Origin of the sequence: Streptomyces sp. NPDC093094 (assembly GCF_044754345.1) — a bacterium.
GTDB lineage: Bacteria > Actinomycetota > Actinomycetes > Streptomycetales > Streptomycetaceae > Streptomyces.
Map to the genome: position 1 here is coordinate 542,040 of NZ_JBIVOX010000004.1, position 22,732 is coordinate 564,771.

Genomic DNA, 22,732 nt, shown 5'->3' on the forward strand with positions numbered 1-22,732 from the left:
CCTCATGGACGCGACCCCCGCCGTCCGGCTCGACGGTGTCTCCAAGCAGTACGCGGACTCCTACGCCGTCCACCACCTGGACCTCGACATCGAGGCCGGCCACTTCTTCTCCCTGCTCGGCCCCTCGGGCTGCGGCAAGACCACCACGCTCCGCATGATCGGCGGTTTCAGCGACCCCACCGAGGGCGCGGTGCTGCTGGCCGGGGAGGACGTCACCGCGCTGCCGCCGAACAAGCGCAACGTGAACACCGTCTTCCAGAGCTACGCCCTGTTCGACCATCTGAGCATCGCCGACAACGTCGGCTTCGGTCTCAAGCGCAAAGGCGTGGCCAGGAGCGAGATACGCCGGCGCGTCGGCGAGATGCTGGAACTGGTGCAGCTCGCCGGCCTCGCCGGCCGCCGGCCCCGCACGCTCTCCGGCGGCCAGCGTCAGCGCGTGGCGCTGGCCCGCGCGCTCGTCAACCGTCCGGCCGTGCTGCTGCTGGACGAGCCGCTGGCCGCCCTCGACCTGAAGCTGCGCCGGCAGATGCAGGTGGAGCTGAAGCAGATCCAGCGTGAGGTCGGCATCACCTTCGTCTTCGTCACCCACGACCAGGACGAGGCGCTGACCATGTCCGACCGCATCGCCGTGATGAACGCGGGGCGCGTCGAGCAGTGCGGCACCCCCGAGGACATCTACGAACACCCCGCGACCGGCTTCGTGGCCTCCTTCATGGGCACCTCCAACCTGATGAACGGCACCTACCGGGACGGCGAGGTGACCCTGGACAAGGGCCCCGCCCTGCCCGTCGGCGCCCGCTCCGGCATCGCGGACGGCACCGCCGTCAGCGTCTCCGTACGCCCCGAGAAGATCTGGCTGTCGGACTTCGAACCGGGCATGGCGAAGCTGAGCGGAGTGCTCCGCGAGACCGTCTACAGCGGCCCGACCACCACCTATCTGATCGACCTCGCTCCGGGCGTGACGCTGTCGGTGCTGGAGCAGAACACCGACCGCGCCCGGATGGAGGACCGCTGGAGCGGCGGGGAGACGGTCGAGTTCGGGTGGCGGCCCGAGCACTGCCTGGTCCTGGCCTGAGCGCCCCCGACGGAAGAGAGCGAACCCTCATGCATCACGACGTGATCGTGCTCGGCGCCGGTCTCGCCGGTCTCGCCGCCGCCCGGGACCTGGCCTCGGCCGGCACCGACGTGCTCGTCCTGGAGGCCCGCGACCGCGTCGGCGGCCGGGTCGAGCAGACCCGCACACCCGACGGCCGCACCGTCCAGCTGGGCGGTGAGGTCGTCGGCCACGGGCACACCGCCTATCTCCGGCTGGCCGCGGAACTGGGCCTGAAGCTGGTTCCCAGCTACGTCGAGGAGCCGGGCCGCATGACCCGATCGACCCCGGAAGGGCTCTCGACCGGTGAACCGCCGCACTGGTTCGGCCCCGGCGACGCGGCCCTGCACACACGCCTGAGCAAGGAGTTCTGCGCCCTCGCCGCCGGTGTCGACCCGGACGACCCCTGGTCGCACCCGGACGCCGCCGCCCTGGACCGGCTCTCCGTGGCCGACTGGCTGCGCTCCCGCGAGGCCGGCCCCGCGGTGGTGCGGCTGTGGGACATCGGCCAGCTCGCCCTAGCCGGCGGTTCCTACGAGCGGATCTCCCTGCTGGCCGCGCTGCGCAAGAGCGCGGCGGTCCCCGGCTCGGGCACCGGCGACTACGACTACGAGGACTGGGAGGGACTGCGGCTCGCGGAGGGCTCGGCGACGCTCGCCGAGGTCCTGGGCCGCGTGCTGGGCCCGCGCATCCGGCTCGGCTCGCCCGTCGCCGCGCTGGACGTCCGCCCGGGGCGCTGCACCGTACGCCTGGTCTCCGGCGAGGTCCTCACCGCCCAAGCCGTGGTGAGCGCCCTGCCCGTCGGCCCGCTGCGGGACGTCGCCGTCAGCGGGGTCGGCGACGAGCGGCTCGCCTCCCTGCACCGCCAACGCCACGCCACGGCAGCGAAGTTCGCCGCCGTCTACGACCGTCCCTTCTGGCGGGACGCCGGACTCAACGGCCTGTCCGAGGCGGAGGGCGTGCTGGGCAGCACCTGGCCCCAGAACGAGGGCGTCCTGTCGGCTCTGGTCCCGCCCGAGCGGTACGGCGTCCTGCTCGGCACCCCGCCCCACCTGCGCACCACCGAACTGCTCGCCGAGATGGCCGGCATGTTCGGCGACGAGGCCCTCCGCCCGACCGCCTGCCACCTGCGGCTGTGGGGCACCGACCCGTGGACCCGGGGCTACGTCACCCAGTGGCCGCCGGGCGAGGTGACGGCCGTCGGCCCGCTGCACGGCACGCACGAACCGCCGTTCTACGTCTGCGGCTCCGACCAGTGGGTCGCCGGATACATGGAGGGCGCCGTCCGCACCGGCCGCGCCGCCGCCGAGGAGGCGCTGCGCCGTGGCTGACACCGACCGTCCCAACCACATCGGCGGCAAGGAGGTGCCGGCCGCGTCCGGCGCCACCCTGCCGCTGATCGACCCGGCCACCGGGCTCTCCCACGGGAACGCCCCGCTGTCCGGCCCCGAGGACGTGGACGCGGCCTGCGGGGCCGCCGAAGATGCCTTCGAGAGGTGGTCGTCGACGACTCCGGGGCAGCGGCAGACGGCCCTTCTGCGGATCGCCGACGCACTGGAGCGGGCAACCGGACCGGTCGCGGACGCCGAGGTGAGGGACACGGGCAAGCCCCGCGTCCTGTTCCTGGCGGACGAACTGCCCGCGATCGTGGACGTGTTGCGGTACTTCGCCGGGGCCGCACGCAATCTGCCCGGCGCGGCCGCCGCCGAGTACACGCCGGGCCGCACCTCGGTGCTGCGGCGCGAACCCGTCGGCGTCTGCGCGCAGATCACGCCGTGGAACTACCCGCTGATGATGGCCGTCTGGAAGATCGCCCCCGCGCTCGCGGCCGGCAACACGGTCGTCCTGAAACCGTCCGACACCACGCCGTCCTCGGCCGTGCTCCTGGCCCGGCTGGCCGCCGAGCATCTGCCGCCGGGCGTGCTCAACGTCGTGTGCGGCGACCGCGACACCGGGCGCGCCCTGGTCGCCCACCCCGGCGTCCGGCTGGTGGCCGTCACCGGAAGCGTCCGCGCGGGGCAGGAGATCGCCGCGGCGGCGGCCGCCGACCTCAAACGGCTGCACCTCGAACTCGGCGGCAACGCGCCCGTGCTGATCCACGCCGACGCCGATCTCGACGACGCGGTGGAGCAGTTGTCGTCGCTGTCGTTCTACAACGCCGGCCAGGACTGCACGGCCGCAACCAGGATCCTGGTCGACCGGCGGGTCCACGACTCCTTCCTGACCCGCTTCACCGAACGGGCGGCACGCCGACGGCCCGGAGCCCCGGACGACGAGCACGCGGACTTCGGCCCGCTGGCCAACGACACCCAACTCGGCGTCGTACGCGGCCTGCTGGAGCGTCTTCCGGGGCACGCCGAGATCGTCGCGGGCGGCGCCGCTGTGAACCGGCCCGGCTACTTCCACCAGGCCACGGTGGTCACAGGGGTGCGGCAGGAGGACGAGGTCGTGCAGCGCGAGGTGTTCGGCCCTGTCGTCACCGTGCAGCCCTTCGCCGACGAGGCCGAGGCCGTCCGGCTGGCCAACGGTGTCCCGCAGGGGCTCGCCGCGAGCGTGTGGACGCGCGACCACGACCGGGCCATGCGCGCGTCACGGGCCCTGCGGACCGGCATCGTCTGGGTCAACACTCACGGCACGACGGTGTCGGAGATGCCGCACGGCGGGGTGGGTCACTCCGGCTACGGCAGCGACCTCTCCCTCACCGGCCTGCTCGACTACACCCAGGTCAAGCACGTCATGCTGTGACGGCTGCATCGTGCTGAGCGCTCTGGACGGCGGACGGTGCCGGACGGAGCGCTCCGCCACGACATCTCGCCGAGCGCGAGGACCGCCTGCGATTGCCTGCACTCGCGTGTTCGAGCTTCCGTCCAGAACCGTGAGAGCGAGAGGTGTGCACGACGACCACACGCTCGGCGCCGATGGCCGTGATGTCCACGGTGACGTATGTGCGCTGCCCGGACAGGCTGCCGGAGCGGGGCCGACGGCGTGTTCTGGAGCGGCTGCACGAGCTGTCATTCGTCGTGCAGCCTCCGCCGACGGCCGCCCTGGTGGAGCTCAAAGGCGCGCTGCGCCACCAAGGCGTCGACGTCCGTCGCCTCGCCGCCGACCACGCCCGCGGCATCGACCCCCGCTCCGTCCCCCCGTGCCCTGCCCGCCTGCCCGCCTCCCCGCCGTACGCTGCCGCTTCGACCGCCACACTCTCGACGGCCCGACGGTCCGCGCCGCCCTCCTCGCCCCCTCGACCTCGTCGTCCGGCTCGGACACCTGCTGCACCGCCGAGGCCGGGCCGCACGAGCCCTCGCGCCGACCCTGCGGTTCGCCTCCGGCAGCAGCTGGGACAGCACCAGGCAGCTGCCGGAGGCGTCCGCGTACGACGACCTGCGCCCCGCGCGCTTCCCGCAGGAGCCGCACCAGCTCCTCGCCGTCCACGGACGGTGCGGCGGCGACCAGGCCGAGAAGCCGCTGAGTCGAGGTCGTCATCAGCAGCAAGGATGTCCTCCCGTGATCTCCTCGGCCAGGGCGTCGGCCTGCTCGACTGCTCCCGCCGCCCGGGCCTGGCCCTGAACACCGTCGAACGCTACGCCCGCATGCCCGAGCCCCAGACCCCGCGCCTCACCCCTGCCCACCGGCCCACCCTCGTCGACCCCACCGCGAGCACCTGCGCCGGCGCCGTGTCGAAGAACCATCCGTCCCCGTCACCCACCTCCTCAAGGAGATCCGGGAGCTGGGCTTCACCGGCAGCGCAAACCTCCCGGTCCGCTACCTCGACCAGGGCCGCGCCGAAGGCGACCGCCCCGTCACCACGGTGCGTCGCGCCGCCGCCTCCTGCTCACCGACCCCGAGAACCTGCGCCCGACGGAAGCGGCCCTGCTGGAGAAGATCGCCGCAGCCTGCCCGGGAACGACCGCGCTCGCCGATCTCGTACGCAACTTCGCCGCCCTGCTGAAACCAGTCGAGGGCAACGACACGAAACTCGGCGACTGGATCACAGCCGCCCGCGCTGTCGCCCTGCCCCGCCGGATTCGACCTCCTCCGCCACCGCATCCTCCTGCCCTGACGGCTACTCGGCGTCACCACCGACTACGGGTCAGAGCCAGATCGCTGACACGCCCGCCGTTCGACTGGGAGAGCGAAGGGTTCGCAGCGGCGTGCGGGGAGTCGGCCCGCGCGTGGGTGCGCCGGGCGGCGTGTCCGGCAGCGGCGTCTGGACAGGGCCGGCCCGGTGAGCGGTTTCTTACCGGACGGACTGACCGGTCGTCCGGCTGCTGCTCTTCGGCCGCTCGGCCGGACGGCCTTGTCCGGGCCTGGACGCGATCCTAGGCTGACCGGTGCACGCACCGACGGGGGAGAGCAGAACACATGATGAGACGTCTTGTTCCACTGGTCGCGGCGATGTCGGCCCTCGCCGCCTGCAGCTCGGCCGGATCCGACGACCGGCAGGGCGGCAGCGACGGCGAGCTGGCCTGCACGCTGGTGCGGATGCTGCCCGACCCGATGCCCGACCCACCGGCCGACAAGTCGTCGGACCGTTCCTGGGACGTTGCGGTCGGCCGGCTGAGCGCGACCGCAGAGCTGGCCCGGGTGGCCGCACTGGAGGACAAGAAGTACCAGCCGCTCGCCGACGCCCTTGCCACCGCCCGGCAGACCTTCTCCACCACCTTCGACATCCACCGTGCCGAACCGGGCATCAAGCAGGCACGCACCCACTGCTGAGAGAGCACCTGATCACTCTCCATGACACTGCGGACGGGACGGGGAAGAGCCGGCCCAGGTCCTCGGCCGAGGCGGTGGCGCGGGGCGGTCGGCGTATGTGGGTGTGCCGGGGCGGCTGCGCCCTGCGAGCGTCGTCGGCCGCCGCAGGTCACGGTGCCGGCCGCGGACGGTCGGCAGCCGGAGTACCGGGCCGGGCGCGGTGGATGCTGCCGGGCGTGGAGGGACTCGGTCTCGGTGCGCGGAGCGGCAAGCGCGCTGGTGTTCCTGAGCGGCCGTGGTTGTGGTCGTCATCGTCTGGTGGTGGACGGTGAGGTGGTGTGGTGCATGCACACCAGTTCATCTCGTTCGTCCCATGAATCGGCGACGGTGAAGCCGAACCGCTGGTACAGGGCGATGGCGCCGGTGCGCCAGTTCCACACCGAGAGCCGTACGGTGTCGGCGCCGTTCGCGGTGGCGTGGGCGAGCGCGGCCGTGAGGAGGCCGGAGGCGATGCCCCGGCCTCGGAACGCGGGGTCCGTCCAGAGCCTTTTGATCTCGCACCGGCCGTCTGCCGGAGCGGTGACCACCAGACAGCCCGCGGTGGTGTCGCCGGTGAGGGCGACCAGCACGGTGTCGTGGGCGAATGCGGCGTGCGGGTCGTGGATCTCTGCCCGGTAGCGGTCCGGGAGCCTGTCCGCGTCGGCGACGGGCCGGCCTTTCTCGGCCTCGGTCCGCAGGTGGTAGGCCGTCAGCAGTGCGGCCAGGCCGTCCGTGGCCTCCGGGGCCGGGCCCGGCCAGACAGCGATGGCGACCTCATGGTGATCCGTCATGCCGCCAGCATCACATGCGACGGGCCATGTTCCGTCGAGCTCCCGGGGCCGGCCCGATCGCCCTGACGGCCGGTCTCCTGACCTTGACCGATCGGCGGTTGCGCACTCGGCTCGTCCTCGACCGGCGCGGGCTTTGCCCGGTGCGGGGCAGTCGGCGTACGCGCGAGTGCGCACCCTGCGCGGTGGCATGGTCGGGCGGGGCGGGGTCCGGCATGACTGTGGCGAGGGTGACGTACCCGCTGCCGGCTGATCAGCGGCCGCCCCGGCTTCTTGAGTCCGTCAGCCGGGGCTGTGTGCCGGGGGTGAGCGCGATCCAGGTGGCTTCGCTCTCCCGGATGACGTAGATCTCGTCGACCTGTGCGTTCCAGTTGCGTGGCACCACGTAGTAGCGGCCGTCGTGTTCCGTGAGCAGTCGCAGGTCCGAGTACCGGTAGGGGTGCAGGCGGTTGTCGGGGAGTTTCTCCTCCCGTACCGAGTCCGTGGGCAGGCTGAGCGGTTTGGTGCTGAGGACGAGGACTCCTGTCCAGTTGGTGACGGCCGCGGCGTGTGCCCGGGCGTCCTGCCTGCCCTGCTGCCAGGCGACGTTGGTCACGGTCCAGAAGAGGAAGACACCGGCGGCGAAGACCGGCACGGCCTGGCGGCGGAAACCTCGCGGGCGCCGCCCCTCGGCGTCCCGGCACTGGCTCAGAAGGAGCCCCACGGCGATGGTCAGGGGTCCGATCCAGCCGTAGGGCTGGATCTCCTGCCACAGCGCGAGCAGCACGATCCCCGCGACGACGAGGAGCGGGTACCAGCGCGCGGCGGCAGCCTCGAACCGCGTCACATGCCGGGGCCGGCGGCTCCACGGGACACAGAGCAGCAGGAACACGCACCCGGCCGCCACCATGATGTCCAGGTTCAGCAGATTCAGGCTCTCCAGGGCGATCTGGCTGAACCCCAGGTTCATCGAACCCCAGTGGAGATGGAAGTAGTCGTAGTACGTGCTGGTGTAGATCGCGCCGATGTAGAACATCAGCGCGGCGATGAACGTCCCCTGAGCGACGACGATCTTGACGAGGGCGGACGGCCCGTAGAGATCGCCCCCGGCCTGACGCGGCGGTTCCTGGGCGCTGGGCGGGCGCTGCTCCGTCCCGTGCGCGCACGGCTCGCTCACGTGGTCTCGGGACCGGCCCCTGGGGGAAGCTCGGAGTCCCCCGGTGGACTCTCCTCGGGCGTCGGCGGGAGAGGCGGCTGGGTCGGTTCGAAGGGCGGGTCGGTCGTTTCGTCGGCGGTGTCCGTCGGCGGGGGAGACGGGGGAGGGACATAGCCTCCGGATGACGTGTCCGCCGGATCACCCGTCTTCTGCGTCGACGGACCGTCCGTGTCATCAGACGGGGGAGAGTCGGTGTCCCCGGTCGGCGCGGTCGTGGGGGCGGGGTCCGGTTCATCGGGATCGCAGGCGGCAAGCCCTGCCACACCCAGCAGCATCAGCAAAGCGAGCACCGCGGCGCGCACACCACGGACGATCCGGTACCGCATCCGACCTCCTTGACCGCTGGCGAGCGTATGGGCTGAAGGGGCGGAGGAAGGCGATCCACGCCTCCCGGGCCCGGCTCTCCGCCCGATCGGACGCCCCGTCAGCCACCCGTCAGGCCGGACGACGGCGCGGCACACGGTGGGCGTCGTCGTCCGGGCGAGGTTCCGTCCTCACGGGGGGAGGGGAAGCCCACCGCCCCGGGCTCCGAGTGCACGGCGCGCGGACCGTGCCGGAGAGCGCTCGGGGGTGTCGGGCGGCCGGTGTGCGACCCGATGCGCTCTGCCCCGGCGGCCGGTCGGGGCAGGACGATTCCCGGTAGCCCTCGTACGTCGGACTCGATCGGGCGCGGTGCGCCGCGCCGGGAGCGAAGGAGCTGGGAAGCATGGCTGTGGTGATGACGATGCACTGGACCGGGGTCACCCCGGAGCAGTACGACGCGATACGTGACATCGTCGGCTGGGAGACGACCGCCCCGGCCGGCGGCCAAGTACACGTGGCCTGGTTCGACGGCCAGGGACTCCATGTGACCGATGTGTGGGACTCCCAGGAGGCATGTGAGACGTTCTTCGCCGAACGCCTCGCCCCCGCCGTCGAGAAGGCCGGCATCACCGGCGAACCCGAGACCGCCTACAACCCGTTGCACCGCCGGTTCCTTGCCCCCGGCATCAGCGGAGCCGCCTGACCGGCAGCTGTCGGCCTTGATGTCCCGCATGTCCTCGTGGAGTGAGTCTCCATGACGGTGCCGAACCGATCGGGTGGCCGGCGGGACGGGCGTGAAGTACCTCTTGTCATGGAGCATGGCCCATAGGCGTCTCGCTTGTCGCTTGTCGCCTCCCAGGTCAGAGGCGCAGACTCCCGGCCGTGAGCACCACACGCCGCCCTCTCGGCACCGGCCTCGCAGCCTCTGCTCCCTCCGGGTCCGGCGCAGGGACCGGCCCGGCTCCTGCCCGCCGAACGGGCCGCAGCCCGGGTGCGTTCGGCGGGCGCGCGTGCACGGGCACACGCGTGCACATGGGACGGACGGCGGTCGGGCGGACCGGAAGGGGGGGAGGGGCCGGTGCAGGTCCCTCGTATCGCGTGCCGTGCGTGGCGCGGGTCCACGCATACGCGGTACGTACGCCGAGATGCGCCCCGGCACGGGCCGACTGGTTCGACAACCAGCGCCTCCGTACCGCCTGCGCACGGACGCCCTGCCGGTAGGTGACGAGGCCACTCGGCAGTGCCGAGGTTGCCGGCCCCAGCCCTGTGTCTGCGCTGTTTGCCATCTGCCGCGCCCCTGATGCTCCCGTGCGCCGGTGCAGCTCCGTTGGGCTGGTCGCAGGCCGGGCAGCATTGTGGGGGCGGCTGGTTTCGGGGTCTGCGAGGTGGGAGTGTGGTTGAAACCGCCGGCCCGTCCAGAGCGTCGGCGTCAGATCTTCAAGCTGTACGGTCGAGGGTCGATGCGGTGCTGGACGACTTCTTCAGCTCCCGCCTTCACCGTGCCGAGAGAGAAGCTGAGGGGCCGTTCGACCTCGCCGAGGAGGTGAGCGACTTTGTCCCACGTGGCGGGAAGCGGCTTCGTCTGAGCCGGCTGCGGTGATGCCGGTGCCGGCCGATCTTCGTCAGACCGAGCCGTCGGTCCTGACGGTCTTGGGGTATCAGCGGGCAGACACCCAGCAGCGGCTTGTCCTGGGCACTCTGACAGGCCGGCCGGAACGCGACGAGCACGGGGCAGAGCAAGTCCGACGTGTCCTGCGGGAAACCGGAGCCTCGGACGCTGTCGAAGACATGATTCGGCTGCGTCACCGGCAGGCACTCCAGGCCCTGGCTGACGCGGTCCCGAGGCCGGTACACGGCGCCGCGGAGCATATGGCATGCCCCGGCATCAGCTCATGAACATGTCCCGGGCCGCGCATGAACGCGCGTCAGCGGAGGAGAGCACCGTGGCTGAGCACACCTCCCCCTCCGACACGGATTCCCGCGATGTGACCGGACCCGGCCCGGACATCGTGATGCGACTGCCGGCGATGTACTTCCCCATGCCGTGGCGCTGCCATTCGGAGGTCGAGCTGCTTGAGGAGCAGGGTCTGGCCTTCATGGAGCGGCACGGCCTGTGCCACGGTCCCGGACGCCGTGAACGGGTCGTGGGCACCAGGTCTGCTCTGTTCTTCGCGGGCAACTGCCCCGATGCCGACACGGAGCGGCTCCAGATGGCCGTGGACTGGACGTACACGATGTTCGTGTTCGACGACTTCGCCTGCGACGAGGAATCCCCGGAGGACGCCCTCTCCTTCCTGGACCTGGCCGTGCGCGTCATCCGCACACTGGAGAGCCCGACCGCGGGCCTGCTGCCGCCGAAGAATCCCTTTGCCGGGCCGGTGACGGAGCTGGCCGAGCGGCTGCACCACCTGGCCTCTCCGACCCAGCGTCGCCGCCTGGTGGACGCACACCTCTCCTGGTATCTGGGTGTGGCTTGGGAACGCGCGGCCCGCCGGCAGCATCTGATGCCCGGCCTCAATGACTACCTCTACACTCGCCTCCTGTACGTCGCCGGATTCCCGACCCTCGCCTGGTTCCAGGTCAGCGAGGCGGACGACATCTCCGATCAGGAGATCAACGCCCCGGCCGTGCACGCGCTCACCGAGATGGCCAGCATGGTTGCCGCCCTCGACGACGACCTGTTCTCCTATGGCAAGGAACTGTGGTATGCCGCCCGGCGGCCTGCCGAGACGGGGCCTGTCCTGAATCTGGTCGGCCTCTACCAGGCCCGGCCCGGGTGCACCCAGCAGGACGCCCAGAGGCAGGCTGTCGCCTTGCGTGACCGTATCCTGGCCCGCTTCACCGAGGTTCGTGACATCGTCCAGCCGACCGCTTCCGACCCGCTGCGCCGCTATCTGTCCAACCTGACCTGCCTTATCCGCGGCAACTACGAGTGGGGCGTACGGGCAGGCCGCTACACCGATCCCGACGGCCGCCACCCCGGCGCCGTACGTGTGGCGACGAGCCCCGTCGCGGACATTCCCAGCGCGACCGGCGCGCCCTCGGACATCCCTTGCATCGGCTGGTGGTGGCACGTGCTGCCCGCCGACGCCTCGGCCCCCCGAAAGCGTGCCGACTGACCACCCCGTACATGCGGCTGTGGGGTACGTCGTCCGAGGCCGTGGAGCCGGCCCTGCTGTCGGCCCGGGGGAGACGCCGGTCTCCCGGGCAACTCCCGCCGCTGGAAGGCTCCGTCGCGGTCTTCCCACGGGGATGCACTGCGGGTTCACCCGTCCACGCAGCTCGCCGCCACCCCGCCATTACCTCAAATCGCTCTGGGCGCCTCATGGTTGGGTGCTGGTTCACCTGGTCCAGTGAACTCCGCTGTTCGGGTCCGGCATTGCGCCGGAACGGGTGAAAGATTCTGCGGTGCACGTCGGTGGCTCATCATCGGCGTCCGCCTCATGCCGCCGTCGGCGGAGCAGGAGCAAGCTGCGAGATGTCCAGGCGCCACCGAGGCGCTGTTCGGGGCTGATCGTTCTTCGGGCGCCGGCAGCTGGGCTGTACGGGGCGAGGACCGCCGCACACCCTTCGCAGGGTGTCGGCCCGTTCCTCGTCGGCACGAGGCTTCGGCGCTCGGGCGCGTGACACGCTCCCGAGAGACGGGAGCTTCTGTGTTCGCCCGGCACGCCCGGGTGGAAGGACAACACCATGGTCGCGAAACGACGCGACGGCATCTTCCCGCGCATCGGCACCGACGCCTGGGGCCAGAACCTCGCGGACGCCATCGAGAACACCTGCGCGGAACACGGGGTCGTGCCCCCTCCCCGGCGGGCGATCACCGAGGGGCTGGCCACCGCTCTCCCGGACACCGAGATCAGGGGCCTGATCGCCGGCCGGAGCGGCAAGAAGGTGCTCAAGCCCTCGGCCTACCGTCTCGTGCAGGCCGGCGACGAGCAGGTGCTCCTGCTGATGTGTGACGTCCATGGTGCTGCGGTGGTCCCGTGGGACCTCAACGACCGCACCGTCGGCTGCTGGTCGCCGCCCGCCGCTGAGGCCGGCCAGCGCGTCAAGGAGCTCGTCGCCGCCGAGCTTGCGCTGCACGAAGCCAGGAAGACCGCGAAGACCGCCGAGAAGGAGCGGGAGAGCTGCCGCCGCGCGGCCGGTGACGACACGTACGCCGCGCAGGCCCTGGCTGCGGCCACACAGAAGCACGAGGACGCCGAGCGCCGCGTGGGGGAACTCGAAGGCGAGCGCCAGGCACTCATCACCGCCCTCGGTGGCCGGCGGCCGCGTCCCGTGGTCCGGGCGGCGCAGGAGGACGGCGAGCCGAAGGCGGCGCTCGCTCTCGCCGAGCAGCCGTACGAGGTGGCCGTCCACATGCAGCGGTACGCCGCCGAGAATCTGGAGCGTGCAGGCACGACCCGCGGCTACGACCTGGCCGAGTCCCTCGTGGACGCGGGCCAGCTCTCCAAGGGCATGAACGTCCTGCAGCAGTGGCAGATCACCCGTCCCGACGGCACGGTGTCGAAGCCGTGGCGGCTGGCCGCCATGACCGGGAACAACCGTGCACTGGCCCGCCTCGACATCTTCCGTGTGCGTCCGGAACACCTGGTCACGGGGATGCCCCAGTCCCTCCTGCCCATGCCGAAGGACAAGAAGGCCGAGCCCGAGCTGCTGCTGCTGAACCAGCGGGAGATCCTGAACCGGCTCTCCGACCGGCTCAACGAGGCCGCCGCCAAGCCGGAGACAGAGGCGACCGACCCGTCGGTCCGGGCCGGGAAGATCGCCACGGTCTCCGCGGAGATCGTGATCGGCTGCACCAAGCCGGCGGCTCTGGAACACGTCCTGCGGACGCTGAACGTCAACGACCACCTGCGCGGCATCCAGCCCTACGACGAGGATGCGCGCCTGATCGCACTGTTCGCGACGCTCGTCGACGCCTACGCCAGGGAATCGCTCCTCGCGGACGCGCTCGCCGAGGCGTTCCCCGACGCGCGCGGCGCGGACCTCCTCGACCTGGTCGGGGTGCGCGACGCGCTGACCGCCAACGGCCCGCTCGACCCGCTCGCGCCGCTCGTGCCCGCGGACGACGACGTCTCCCCGGCCGTGCTCCGCGACATCGCGGTGCGCGCCATCACCACGCTCGTGTTCCCCGAGATCCCGCCCGAGGCCCCGAAGCGGACGAACGCACGCACCGTCCGCGACACGGGGCGCTTCTGGCCGATCGTCAGGGGCACGCTGCAGGAGCCGGCGTGGAGCCAGACCAGGGCGAAGACAGCAGAGGCACGCACCCGCCTGTGGTCCGCCGCCATCGCCCAACTGTTCCTGCACCGGGGCAACATCCTCTCCGCCCTCGGCTTCTTCGGCGTCCCGGAGACCGCCAAGGGCGCCGTGCAGGACCCGCGGTCACTCAAGGTGCTCCTCCTCGGGGCAGAGGCCGGCGACGCGACCGCCTGGGCCGCCCTCGTCCAGCGCATGGCACCGGTGCTGATCCACGCTCCACAGCCGTTCATCACCGCCGGCCAGGGCAGCGAGGCAGGCGACGGCCGCAAGGGCGTGCGGCGCACCCCCAAGAGCGCCCTCGCCGCCCTCACTCTGGCGTACACGGCAACCGGAGCCCCGAACATCAGCCGGGCACTCCTCCTCGCGTTCGCGAAGGCCGTGCTGGAGCACCCGGACGCGACGCGGCCGCCCGAGGCGGAAGACGGTGAGCCTCTGGTCTGTTACGGGGAGCGGCACCGGGGCGAGGGCCGGACGCCGATCACCGCGGGGATGGTGATCGCTCCCGACACCGAGGGTCGGCCCACCCGCTACGTCGCCGACAAGGCATGGTTCGACGAGACGTTCCCCGTGGAGCTCGGCCGTCCGGTCCCGGGCAGCCCCGGAAGCACCACCACGTCCCCCACGGCCGGAAGCAGCACGGATCCCACTGCCACCGCCGTGCACGGCGCGCCCCCGGCCGACCCGCACGACCAGCTGGCCACGCTGCGCCGGGAGCTGCCCGCCCGTGTGGAACTCGCCGAGGGCGGCTATCAGCAGGCCGTGGACTCCGCCCACACCCTGATGGCTGATTTCGAGGAGGCGCACCGTCTGCGGGTCCAGCTCGCAGAGGACGCGCTCCCGGCCGAGCAGCGGATCGAGTGGATGGAGAAGCTGACGAAGGTCCGGGCCGCGGCCCAGGCCAGCGTGACGACGCTCGAACAGGTGGAAGCGCTGATCCTGCAGGTGTGACCGGCGCGGCAGAACCCTGGTCCGTCATGGGCCGGCGGGCCCCTCAAAGCAGTCGAGGAGCCCGCCTCCTGTTCTCACCGGCGTGTGACCGGGCCGGCCACGCGGCTGGTTCAGGGGCGCGACCGGTGGCGTCGTAGGGGCACAGCGGGCGTGGAGGTCCGACGCCTGCCCGCTCGGCTGCGCCGCCACCGTCGGCCCGGGAGCGCCGAGACCTCGTCCGCGCCCACGACCGGCCCGCGGGTCAGAACCACTCGGGTCGGCAGTCCCCCGCGGTGCGGTCCAGGCTGTCGAGCAGGTCGAACTGCGGTCCGGTCCGCGGGAGTTCCACTCGGAAGAAGTAACGGGCTGCCTGCCGCTTGCCCTGGTGGAAGTCGTCCGTGCCGTCCCCCAGCGCAAGGAACTGCTCCAGCCAGATCCAGGCCAGCACCACATGCCCGACGGCTTCCAGGTAGACGGAGGCGTTGGCCAGGGCGGTGGCGGGGTCTCCGGTGGACCACAGCTTGGCCGTGGTCCGCTCGGTGCGGGCACCTGCCTGTTCCAGGTGGGCGGCCAGCTCGGCCGCCTCGCCGCCAGCCGCCATGGCGCGGGCAGTGGTTGCCGCGAGGGTCTCGAGGAGGAGCTTCAGCCCCGCGCCGCCGTTCATGACGGCCTTGCGGCCGAGCAGGTCCAGCCCCTGGATGCCGTGGGTGCCCTCGTGGATGGGGTTGAGGCGGTTGTCCCGGTAGAACTGCTCGACGTTGTACTCGCGGGTGTAGCCGTAGCCGCCGTGCACCTGGATGGCGAGGTCGTTGGCGGCCAGGCACCACTGCGACGGCCAGCTCTTGGCGATGGGCGTCAGGATGTCGAGCAGCAGCCGGGCGCGGGTCCGCTCGGACTCCTGCTCGGCGGTGCGCTCCTCGTCGAGCAGGCGGCTGCAGTACAGGCTGAGCGCGAGGGCGCCCTCCGTGTAGCTCTTCTGGGCCAGCAGCATCCTGCGCACGTCGGCGTGCTCGATGACGGGGATCTGCGGGGCGTTCGCGTCCTTGCCCGTCAGCGGGCGGCCCTGCGCGCGGGTGCGGGCGTAGTCGAGTGCGTGCAGATAACCGGTGCAGCCGAGCGCTGTGGCGCCGAGCCCGACGCCGATGCGGGCCTCGTTCATCATGTGGAACATGTACGCGAGCCCGTGGTGGGCCTCGCCGACCAGGTGGCCCACCGCGCCCGGAGCGCCGCCCGGGGTGTGGCGGCCCTCGCCGAAGTTGAGCAGGGTGTTGGTGGTGCCGCGGTAGCCCATCTTGTGGTTGAGGCCGGCCAGCACCACGTCGTTGCGCTCTCCCAGGCTGCCGTCGTCCTCGACGAGGAACTTGGGCACGATGAACAGCGAGATGCCCTTCACGCCCGCCGGCCCGCCGGGGATCTTGGCGAGCACCAGGTGGACGATGTTCTCGCTGAGCTCGTGGTCGCCGGCGGAGATCCACATCTTGCTGCCGGTGATCCGGTACGTACCGTCGTCCTGCGGCACGGCCCGGGTGGTGATGTCGGCCAGCGAGGAGCCGGCCTGCGGTTCGGAGAGACACATGGTGCCGAAGAAGCGGCCCTCGACCATGGGCCGCACGTAGGTGTCGACCTGCTCCTTGCTGCCGTGCGCCTGGAGCAGGTTGGCGTTGCCGACGGTGAGGAACGGATACGCGGCGGTGCCGACGTTGGCGGCCTGGAACCAGGCCATGCAGGCGTTGGCGACCACGGTGGGCAGCTGTTGCCCGCCGACCTCGTAGTCCATGGCGGCGCCGGTCAGACCGGCCTCGGCGAAGACCCGCAGGGCCTCCTTGACCTCCGGGATGATGTGCACCCGCTCCCCGTCGAAGCGGGGTTCCTCGGCGTCGTTCTTCTTGTTGTGCGGGGCGAAGTGCCGGGTCGCGATGGCCTCACTGAGGTCCAGCACGGCGTCGAAGGTGTCCCGGTCGTGGTCGGCGTAACGGGACCGGCTGGTCAGGGCTGTGACGTCCAGCCAGTCGTGGAGCAGGAAGTCCAGGTCGCGGCGCGAAAGCAGCAGGGAGTCCATGGGGCGGCTCCGATCGGGGAGGGGGCGGACACGGGGGCAGGCGTGCGTCTGGCGGTGGTCAGACGGTGGTGCCGATGCCGCCGTCGACGGGAATCACCGCGCCGGTGACGTACGCTCCGGCCCGGCTGGACAGGTAGACCGCCACGCCGGCCATGTCGTCGGGGCGTCCGATCCGACGCAGTGGAGCGGACTCGGCGATGGTGTCGCCCTGTGCCTTCAGCGTGGCGGCCATCATCTTGGACTCGAACGGGCCGGGTGCGATCGCGTTGACGGTGATGCCCTGCGGGCCCAGCTCCTTGGCCAGGACACGCGTCAGGTGGTGCAGTCCGGCCTTGCTCGCCGCGTAGGAGTAGGTCGGAAGAGCACTTACGTGAAGACCGTCGATGGAGCCGACGTTGATCACACGTGCCGGTTCGTCGGGGGAGCCGGCCTTGCGCAGCAACGGCAGCAGCGCCTGAGTCAGCAGGAAAGGACTGCGCAGGTTGAGGTCCATGACCTTGTCCCAGCCGCTGACCGGGAATTCGTCCAGTGGCGCACCCCAGCTCGCGCCGGCGTTGTTGACCAGGATGTGCAGCTGTTCCTCCCGCTCGCCGATCTCCGCGGCGAGCCGGTGACACTCCTCCTCCCGTGAAAGATCGGCAGGCAGGGCGACCGCCTCGCCCAGCGCGGAGAGCTCACGCACGGCCTCCTCGCACGCCGCGGCACTGCGGGAACTGACGTAGACCCGGGCCCCGGCTTCGACCAGGCCACGGGCGATCATCAGGCCGACACCGCGGGACCCTCCGGTGACCAGCGCAGTTTTGCCAGAAACTGAGAACAGTGAGGTCACGGCAGACTCCAAGAGCAGTGCTGGGCGGTATTCGGGCATGCAGCGCAAGCCCCAGCCGCAGACTAAGCGGTTGCTTAGATCACGTCAACCGGAAGTGTGTGAAGCGCATCCGCGTGGAGCACCCCATCAGTGGCCGCGCCCGGCCGCGCCCGGCCGCCCGGCCGTCATCGGCACTGCCCATCTCCAAGCCCGTGATCTCCGCTGCGGCCTCGACCCGGCGACCGGTCCGTCGGCATCCTCGCTCGCGTCCAGTCCTCCCGGGCCAAGGGCTACGTCCGCGAGTTCGACACAGGAGAAGCTCTTGCGTACGCCTTTGAGCAGGAAGTGGTGGCGGGGCCGGTGGACGAGGCGGCTGCCGGCACCGGGCCGGTGGCAGCACAGGGCCGCCACCGAGGTTCGCCGACGGGTCCTGCCTCGCACCCGCACGACGGGGGTGCACCCGCGCCGGCCCCAGGTCCGGGCCGGGGCGGCGTCATGGAGAATCCGGCTTCGTCCTCGAAGACGAGCCAGGCTCCACACGCCGCCGCGATCCTTTTACCCGGGGCCGGACCTCCTTCTTCCACAGCTCCACCGCGTGCTCGTCACGCTCGAGGGCTCTGCGGGCAGGTGCCTGCCAGGACCAGCCGTGCCGTTTCAGCAGCCGCCACACCGTCGCCACCGACAGGCTCACCCGCAGACGCCGGCGGATCATCGTCTGGACCCGGGCCGGAGTCCGTCGTTCGTCGTCGAAGCCGTGCGCCACCGGTCCCTTGCCCAGTTCCTCCTCGAGCACGGCGAACTGGGCGTCGGTGACGGTCGGGGAGTTCGCCGGACCCGCCGAGCGCAGGGCCTCCGTGCCGCCCTCGCGCCAGGCACGGCCCCGGCGTTCCACCGACCGCACACTCACCCGCAGGTCTTTCGCGATCACCGCGGTCCTCTCACCCGCAGCGAACCGCTCACCGGCCTGAAGCCGGATCCCCTCATGAAACGTCCGACGCCCGGCGGTCAGGCCCCCGCCTTCCGGGCACCTCGCCCCACCGGGACACCGCAGGGATCATGAACCGTCACCACCGACGACAACCCGAAAACCTCAGTGATGGGGGTCAGGCGCCCGCGGAACCGTTGGGTGTGCGACTGACCAAGGACGATCTCGGTCGTTGCGGGCGGGCGAGCGACGCCGAATTCGCGGCCCTGGAGCTGCGGCACGACACGAGCACAGCAACAGGGACGCCCTCCTGACGAGGGTCGCGATGGATTCGCGGCTGGTCGCGAACACGACGGCGACCGGAAGGCGTCCGGGGCACGGTGCCGGGTGGCAGCCGGGACGCTGGAGCTCGGTGTGCTCGTGGCGGCCGTGCTGTGTGGCCCTCCACCTTGATCGTGGACACTTCGACACCGGATCTCGAGTTCAGGGAGAGGAGTCCTGGGCGGGGGCCTGCAGGTACTCGGCGGAGTTCCGGGCCGACGTGGTGGCGCCGGCCCGTGCGCGGCCCGGACACCGGGTCTGCTCGATGTCTTGCGTGAGGTCGAGCCGGGCTTCGTCCTGCTCGACGGCGCCCTTGCCGCGTGTGACCGCCTCGGCGACGGCCGGGCGGACCATCCCGCCGAGCACCCCGCCATGGGGTGGTCGTCCGGGTCGTGACCGACCCGGACGACCGGGTCCCGCAGCTCTTCACCCGCCCTGCCGGGCCGGACCCATGGCCTGACGGCGGCCCGCATCCATCGGATCAGGTGGACTGTCGGACCACCAGCTGATGGGCCGCGTGCTTGCGTATCTGCGGGAGCGGCTTGCTCACAGGAGCGTTGGTCATCTGTACGACACAGTCGAAAGCCAGCTGTGCGAAGGCCGCGAAGTCCAGCCGTAGCGTGGTGAGTTCAGGTTCGACGTAGACCCCGATCCTCAGGCCGTCGATACCGACGACGGCACAGGTGTCCGGCACGCTGACCCCATGGACCTTGAGTTCCTTGAGGATGCCGAAGGCAGACAGGTCGTTGAACGCGATGATGGCGTCGGGCGGTGTGGGCGCGCGCAGCGCGATCTCCACGGCGCAACGGCCGACGGCGAGATCGTCGTCCTTCGACTCGATCGTGATCACGTGCGGTTCCAGGCCGCGCTCACGCATCAGACGTGTGTAGACCGAGCTCCGTACCGACTCGCCCTTGGGGTAATGGATGTCGACGAGGGAGATCCTCGAGCGGCCGCCGGCCACGAGGTGGTCGATGGCCTGCCCCAGACCAGGCTTCAGGTCGATGGTGAGGGCGCTGCGCGGATGTGCGGGGGACAGCGCGTCCAGGGTCTGCTCCGCCGTGTCCAGGAGGACCAGCGGAAGACTGCCGAAGACGCTGTCGATGTCCGGCGCGGCGAGATCGGCGTAGGCGATGGCGGCGTCGACCTGGTCGGCCAGGGCTCGGAGTTCCTCCTTGCCCGACTCGGGGCCAGGGTGCTTCTCCATCACTACCAAGGACCACTCGTTTGCAATCGCGACCTTCGCCACTTCGGATGCCAGCTCCGAAAAGTATGGATTTGCGAGGTCTGATACCACCAAGCCGAGTGACCGTGTGGACTGCTGGACCAGTTCGCGGCCGAACCTGCTCGGCCGATAGCGCAATTGTTCAGCGGCTTCGAGGACCCGCTTCTTGGTTTCCGCGCTGATTCCCGGCATGTCGTTCATGGCCCGGGTGACTGTTTGGCGAGAAACGCCCGCGAGTTCCGCGACTTCGATAATGCCGGCACGCTTGGCCACTCCCCGCTTTTCCACGCGGTCAGGATACATGAGCAGTCAAAGGTGCGGCCCCGACCGTCATCCCTGCTCCTGAACTTCCCGAGCCGCCCGCCGGCGCCGCGGTCTCGTATCACCGGGCGCCCGTCACCCGGCCGTCCGGGGAGCCCGCTGCGAGAGGTGCCGGGGCGCCTCGACGGCGAGCATGCCCCACGACGGCACTTCGCGCCGTGGCACTCGCCGGTGCCGCTCGCGCACGCCGCTCTGATCGAAGCCGTCGGGCTCCGGCCGCGGTCGGCGCGGGCCGCGCACCCGCCTGCGGCCGCGCCTGCGCTCGGTCCGTGCAACCCCTGCGGCCTCTCTGCGGAGGGACGGTAATCAGCCGCATGCCTCACGGAGCCTCCATGGCGAGAAACACCCCCTTGCGTCGGGGCGCCCCGGCGGTGCGGGGCTTGGCCCGCCCGGCTTGACGATGGCTCGTCAACCATGTCTGACCTGCCACGAAACACGATCTTAAGAGTTTCATGCCTGCACTGCGTGATCTCTTGACACTCATATGTCGCGGACGTAAGGTCCGCAACAACTGGCCGTGAACGTTCACGAGAAGTCGCGAATGAGACAGTCCAGCGGCAATGGCGTCCTGGAGGTTGAACTTGAACGCAGCGTTTTCCGACTCCCCCATGTCACGGCGGAACATCCTCCGTGCGGGTGGGTCGCTGGCTCTGGTGTCGGCTCTCGGTCTGGGGACCGGTGAGCGGATCGCAAGCGCGGCGGCGCGGGCGGTCGCCCCCGCCGGTCCCATCCCCTACACGTACCGGCCGAATGTCACGGTCGACGCTTCGCCGCTCCCCGACATCGCGGCCGAAAAGCCGACGCGAGCCAGCAGTTTCGTCGGAGAGCACACCTCGTACAGCGGGAACGACAGCTACGACTCCAGCCTGTGGAAGCCGTCCGGCAGCAGCCAGTTCCCGCACTGGTGGCAAGTCGACCTGGAGGGGTATTACGACCTCTCGGGCACACAGATCGTCTGGCCGACGAAAGGCGTCAGCTACACGTATCGGATCGAGGCATCAGCCGACGGCACGACGTGGCAGACATTCGTCAGCCGAGTGCACGACGCGGCGGACACGAGAATCCGACTGGACGCATTCAACGCGCAGAACGTGAGATTCGTCCGGGTCACCATCCTGGCCGTGAGCAGTGCCGAATCGCTCGGTTTCTGCGACTTCAAGGCATTCGGTCGGTTGCATGCGGGAAGTGATGTCGCCCTGGCGAAGATCGCGTACGCCTCCAGCGGCACTCAGGCCGAGTACGCGATCGACGGCTCGGACACCACGAAGTGGACCGCCGACGGGTTGCACTGGCGCGTCGACCTTCTGATCGAGCACGAGGTCAGGGGCTTCGAGGTGACGTGGGCCGAGGACGGCGTGCGGTACGACTACTTCGTCGAGGTGTCGTCCGACAAGCTGGCGTGGAAGACCGTGGTCGACAGGTCCGCGAACACGTTGCGCTCGAAGGTCCAGTCGGCCTCGTTCAGCGAGTCGGGCATACGCTTCGTACGACTCAAGATGGTCGCTGTGGAGGACGGGCACCTGCCCCGCTTCAGCGCATTCAAGGTCCTCACGGCGAACAGCGATGTGGCCCTGAACAAGCCGGCCTCCGCCTCGTCGAACACGGCCACGGCGGCCCGCGCCAACGACACCGACCACACGTCCGGCTGGATCGCCGCCGACGGTGGTCCCCAATGGTGGATGGTGGACCTCGGCTTGCCGCACGACCTGAGCTTGATCCGCACCCGGTGGGAGACCGATGAGGCTGCCTACAAGTTCAGAGTGGAGGCGTCCGCCGACCAGCAGACGTGGACGCCTGTCGTGGACCGTTCGTTCAACACATGGAAGTCCCCGCTGTACTCCGACACCGTCACGGCGACCGGTGTGCGCTATGTCCGGGTGCGCTTCATCAGTGCGGACGGCTGGTGGGCGGGCCTGCTCGCCTGCCAAGTGCTCGGGCGGCCGTCCGCCAACGTCGATGTCGCTCTGAACAAGCCGGCCTCCGCCTCGTCGAACGCTCCCGCGGCTGCTCTCGCCAACGACGGGAACCAGTCGTCCATCTGGATCGCTGCCAACGGCAATCCGCACACGTGGACGGTGGATCTCGGCTCACCGCACGACCTGAACACGATCCGCACCCGATGGGAGGCGAACGCCGCCTATCGGTTCACGGTGGAGGCGTCCGCCGACCAGCAGACGTGGGTGTCGATCGTGAACCGCTCCTCCAACACCACCACGTCCCAGCTGTACTCCGACACCGTCACAGCGACCGCCGTGCGCTACGTCCGGGTGAGCTTCCTCGGCGCGGGAGGCTGGTGGGCGGGCCTGCGCGCCTGTGAAGTGCTCGGGCGGCCGTCCACGACGGAGGTGGCACTGAACAAGCCGGCCTCGACGAATGACGCGAGTGCCTACGCCGACCGGGCAAAGGGCAACGACGGCTCGCTCTCCACGAACTTCGAGTTCCTGAGCTACGGCGACCCCTACGTCTACAAGATCGATCTGCTGAGGGATTTCGACGTCAGCGGTGTCGAGATCGCGTGGGCCGTCTTCGGCACGCGCGCGCCCTACACGGTCGAGGTCTCGCCCGACAACGAGCACTGGAGGTCCGTGGCCACCACGACCGCCCAGAGCGTCAACACGCACACGGCCAGTGAGCAGCGGGTGCGATTCGTGCGTGTGACCATGCCGTCGACGCATGAGAGGGCGTTAAGTCCGTTTCTGATAGCGGCCTCGTCCGGGTTGTTCGAGGAGTCCTTGGCGGACGAGTCGTCCCAGGCGGGAGCGGGTGACGTT

14 protein-coding genes and 2 pseudogenes are annotated in these 22,732 nt (G+C 70.6%); 10 read left to right on the plus strand and 6 right to left on the minus strand.

All coding sequences use genetic code 11. The features are described 5' to 3' along the window. Positions 1-4: 4 nt before the first annotated feature. The 5 genes and pseudogenes from ACIQGV_RS11030 (at position 5) to ACIQGV_RS11050 (ending at position 5,806) form a co-directional block, all read left to right on the plus strand. The gene (locus ACIQGV_RS11030) at positions 5-1,075 is read left to right on the plus strand and encodes an ABC transporter ATP-binding protein (RefSeq protein WP_402493156.1); all 1,071 of its coding nucleotides are present in this window, start codon (positions 5-7) and stop codon (positions 1,073-1,075) included. Positions 1,076-1,104: 29 nt separating this feature from the next. After that, on the plus strand, positions 1,105-2,424 hold the full coding sequence (locus ACIQGV_RS11035) for a flavin monoamine oxidase family protein (RefSeq protein ID WP_402493157.1): 1,320 nt from the start codon (positions 1,105-1,107) through the stop codon (positions 2,422-2,424). Continuing rightward, positions 2,417-3,838 (plus strand): aminobutyraldehyde dehydrogenase, encoded by a 1,422-nt coding sequence (locus tag ACIQGV_RS11040; protein ID WP_402493159.1) that lies wholly within the window; start codon positions 2,417-2,419, stop codon positions 3,836-3,838. Before ACIQGV_RS11035 ends, ACIQGV_RS11040 begins: the two co-directional genes overlap by 8 nt. Before the next feature lie 758 nt (positions 3,839-4,596). Further along, positions 4,597-5,107, plus strand: a pseudogene (locus ACIQGV_RS11045) (ISL3 family transposase); the annotation flags it as partial. Positions 5,108-5,452: 345 nt separating this feature from the next. Further along, the gene (locus ACIQGV_RS11050) at positions 5,453-5,806 is read left to right on the plus strand and encodes a hypothetical protein (protein WP_402493160.1); all 354 of its coding nucleotides are present in this window, start codon (positions 5,453-5,455) and stop codon (positions 5,804-5,806) included. A gap of 287 nt (positions 5,807-6,093) precedes the next feature. Here ACIQGV_RS11050 and ACIQGV_RS11055 read toward each other — a convergent pair whose 3' ends face one another. Beyond that, on the minus strand, positions 6,094-6,615 hold the full coding sequence (locus tag ACIQGV_RS11055; protein ID WP_402493161.1) for a GNAT family N-acetyltransferase: 522 nt from the start codon (positions 6,613-6,615) through the stop codon (positions 6,094-6,096). A 250-nt stretch (positions 6,616-6,865) separates the two neighbouring features. Continuing rightward, positions 6,866-7,768, minus strand: a complete 903-nt coding sequence (locus ACIQGV_RS11060; RefSeq protein ID WP_402493163.1) for a hypothetical protein — start codon at positions 7,766-7,768, stop codon at positions 6,866-6,868. Between the two features lie 745 nt (positions 7,769-8,513). On the opposite strand from ACIQGV_RS11060, the gene ACIQGV_RS11065 reads away from it, so the two are divergent. From ACIQGV_RS11065 to ACIQGV_RS11075, 3 genes are all read left to right on the plus strand, one after another. Continuing rightward, positions 8,514-8,813, plus strand: a complete 300-nt coding sequence (locus ACIQGV_RS11065) for a hypothetical protein (protein ID WP_402493165.1) — start codon at positions 8,514-8,516, stop codon at positions 8,811-8,813. 1,240 nt (positions 8,814-10,053) lie between these two features. Then, a complete protein-coding gene (locus tag ACIQGV_RS11070; protein WP_402493166.1) occupies positions 10,054-11,229 on the plus strand; it encodes a glutamate dehydrogenase in 1,176 nt (391 codons plus the stop codon). A gap of 571 nt (positions 11,230-11,800) precedes the next feature. Further along, positions 11,801-14,323, plus strand: coding sequence for a hypothetical protein (locus ACIQGV_RS11075; protein ID WP_402493167.1), 2,523 nt, complete (start codon positions 11,801-11,803; stop codon positions 14,321-14,323). 241 nt (positions 14,324-14,564) lie between these two features. Here ACIQGV_RS11075 and ACIQGV_RS11080 read toward each other — a convergent pair whose 3' ends face one another. The 3 genes from ACIQGV_RS11080 to ACIQGV_RS11090 form a co-directional block, all read right to left on the minus strand. Beyond that, entirely contained in the window at positions 14,565-16,361 is a 1,797-nt protein-coding gene (locus ACIQGV_RS11080; RefSeq protein WP_402493169.1) for an acyl-CoA dehydrogenase, read from the minus strand. 58 nt (positions 16,362-16,419) lie between these two features. Further along, entirely contained in the window at positions 16,420-17,229 is an 810-nt protein-coding gene (locus tag ACIQGV_RS11085) for an SDR family oxidoreductase (RefSeq protein WP_402493171.1), read from the minus strand. 433 nt (positions 17,230-17,662) lie between these two features. After that, positions 17,663-18,097, minus strand: coding sequence for a winged helix-turn-helix domain-containing protein (locus ACIQGV_RS11090; RefSeq protein WP_402493172.1), 435 nt, complete (start codon positions 18,095-18,097; stop codon positions 17,663-17,665). A gap of 558 nt (positions 18,098-18,655) precedes the next feature. On the opposite strand from ACIQGV_RS11090, the pseudogene ACIQGV_RS11095 reads away from it, so the two are divergent. Continuing rightward, positions 18,656-18,898: pseudogene (locus tag ACIQGV_RS11095) on the plus strand (IS5/IS1182 family transposase); the annotation flags it as partial. Here ACIQGV_RS11095 and ACIQGV_RS11100 read toward each other — a convergent pair. Continuing rightward, positions 18,897-19,943, minus strand: a complete 1,047-nt coding sequence (locus tag ACIQGV_RS11100) for a LacI family DNA-binding transcriptional regulator (protein ID WP_402493174.1) — start codon at positions 19,941-19,943, stop codon at positions 18,897-18,899. The pseudogene ACIQGV_RS11095 and the gene ACIQGV_RS11100 overlap by 2 nt on opposite strands. A 578-nt stretch (positions 19,944-20,521) precedes the next feature. Here ACIQGV_RS11100 and ACIQGV_RS11105 point away from each other — a divergent pair. After that, a partial coding sequence (locus tag ACIQGV_RS11105) for a discoidin domain-containing protein (protein ID WP_402493176.1) occupies positions 20,522-22,732 on the plus strand: 2,211 nt, incomplete at its 3' end.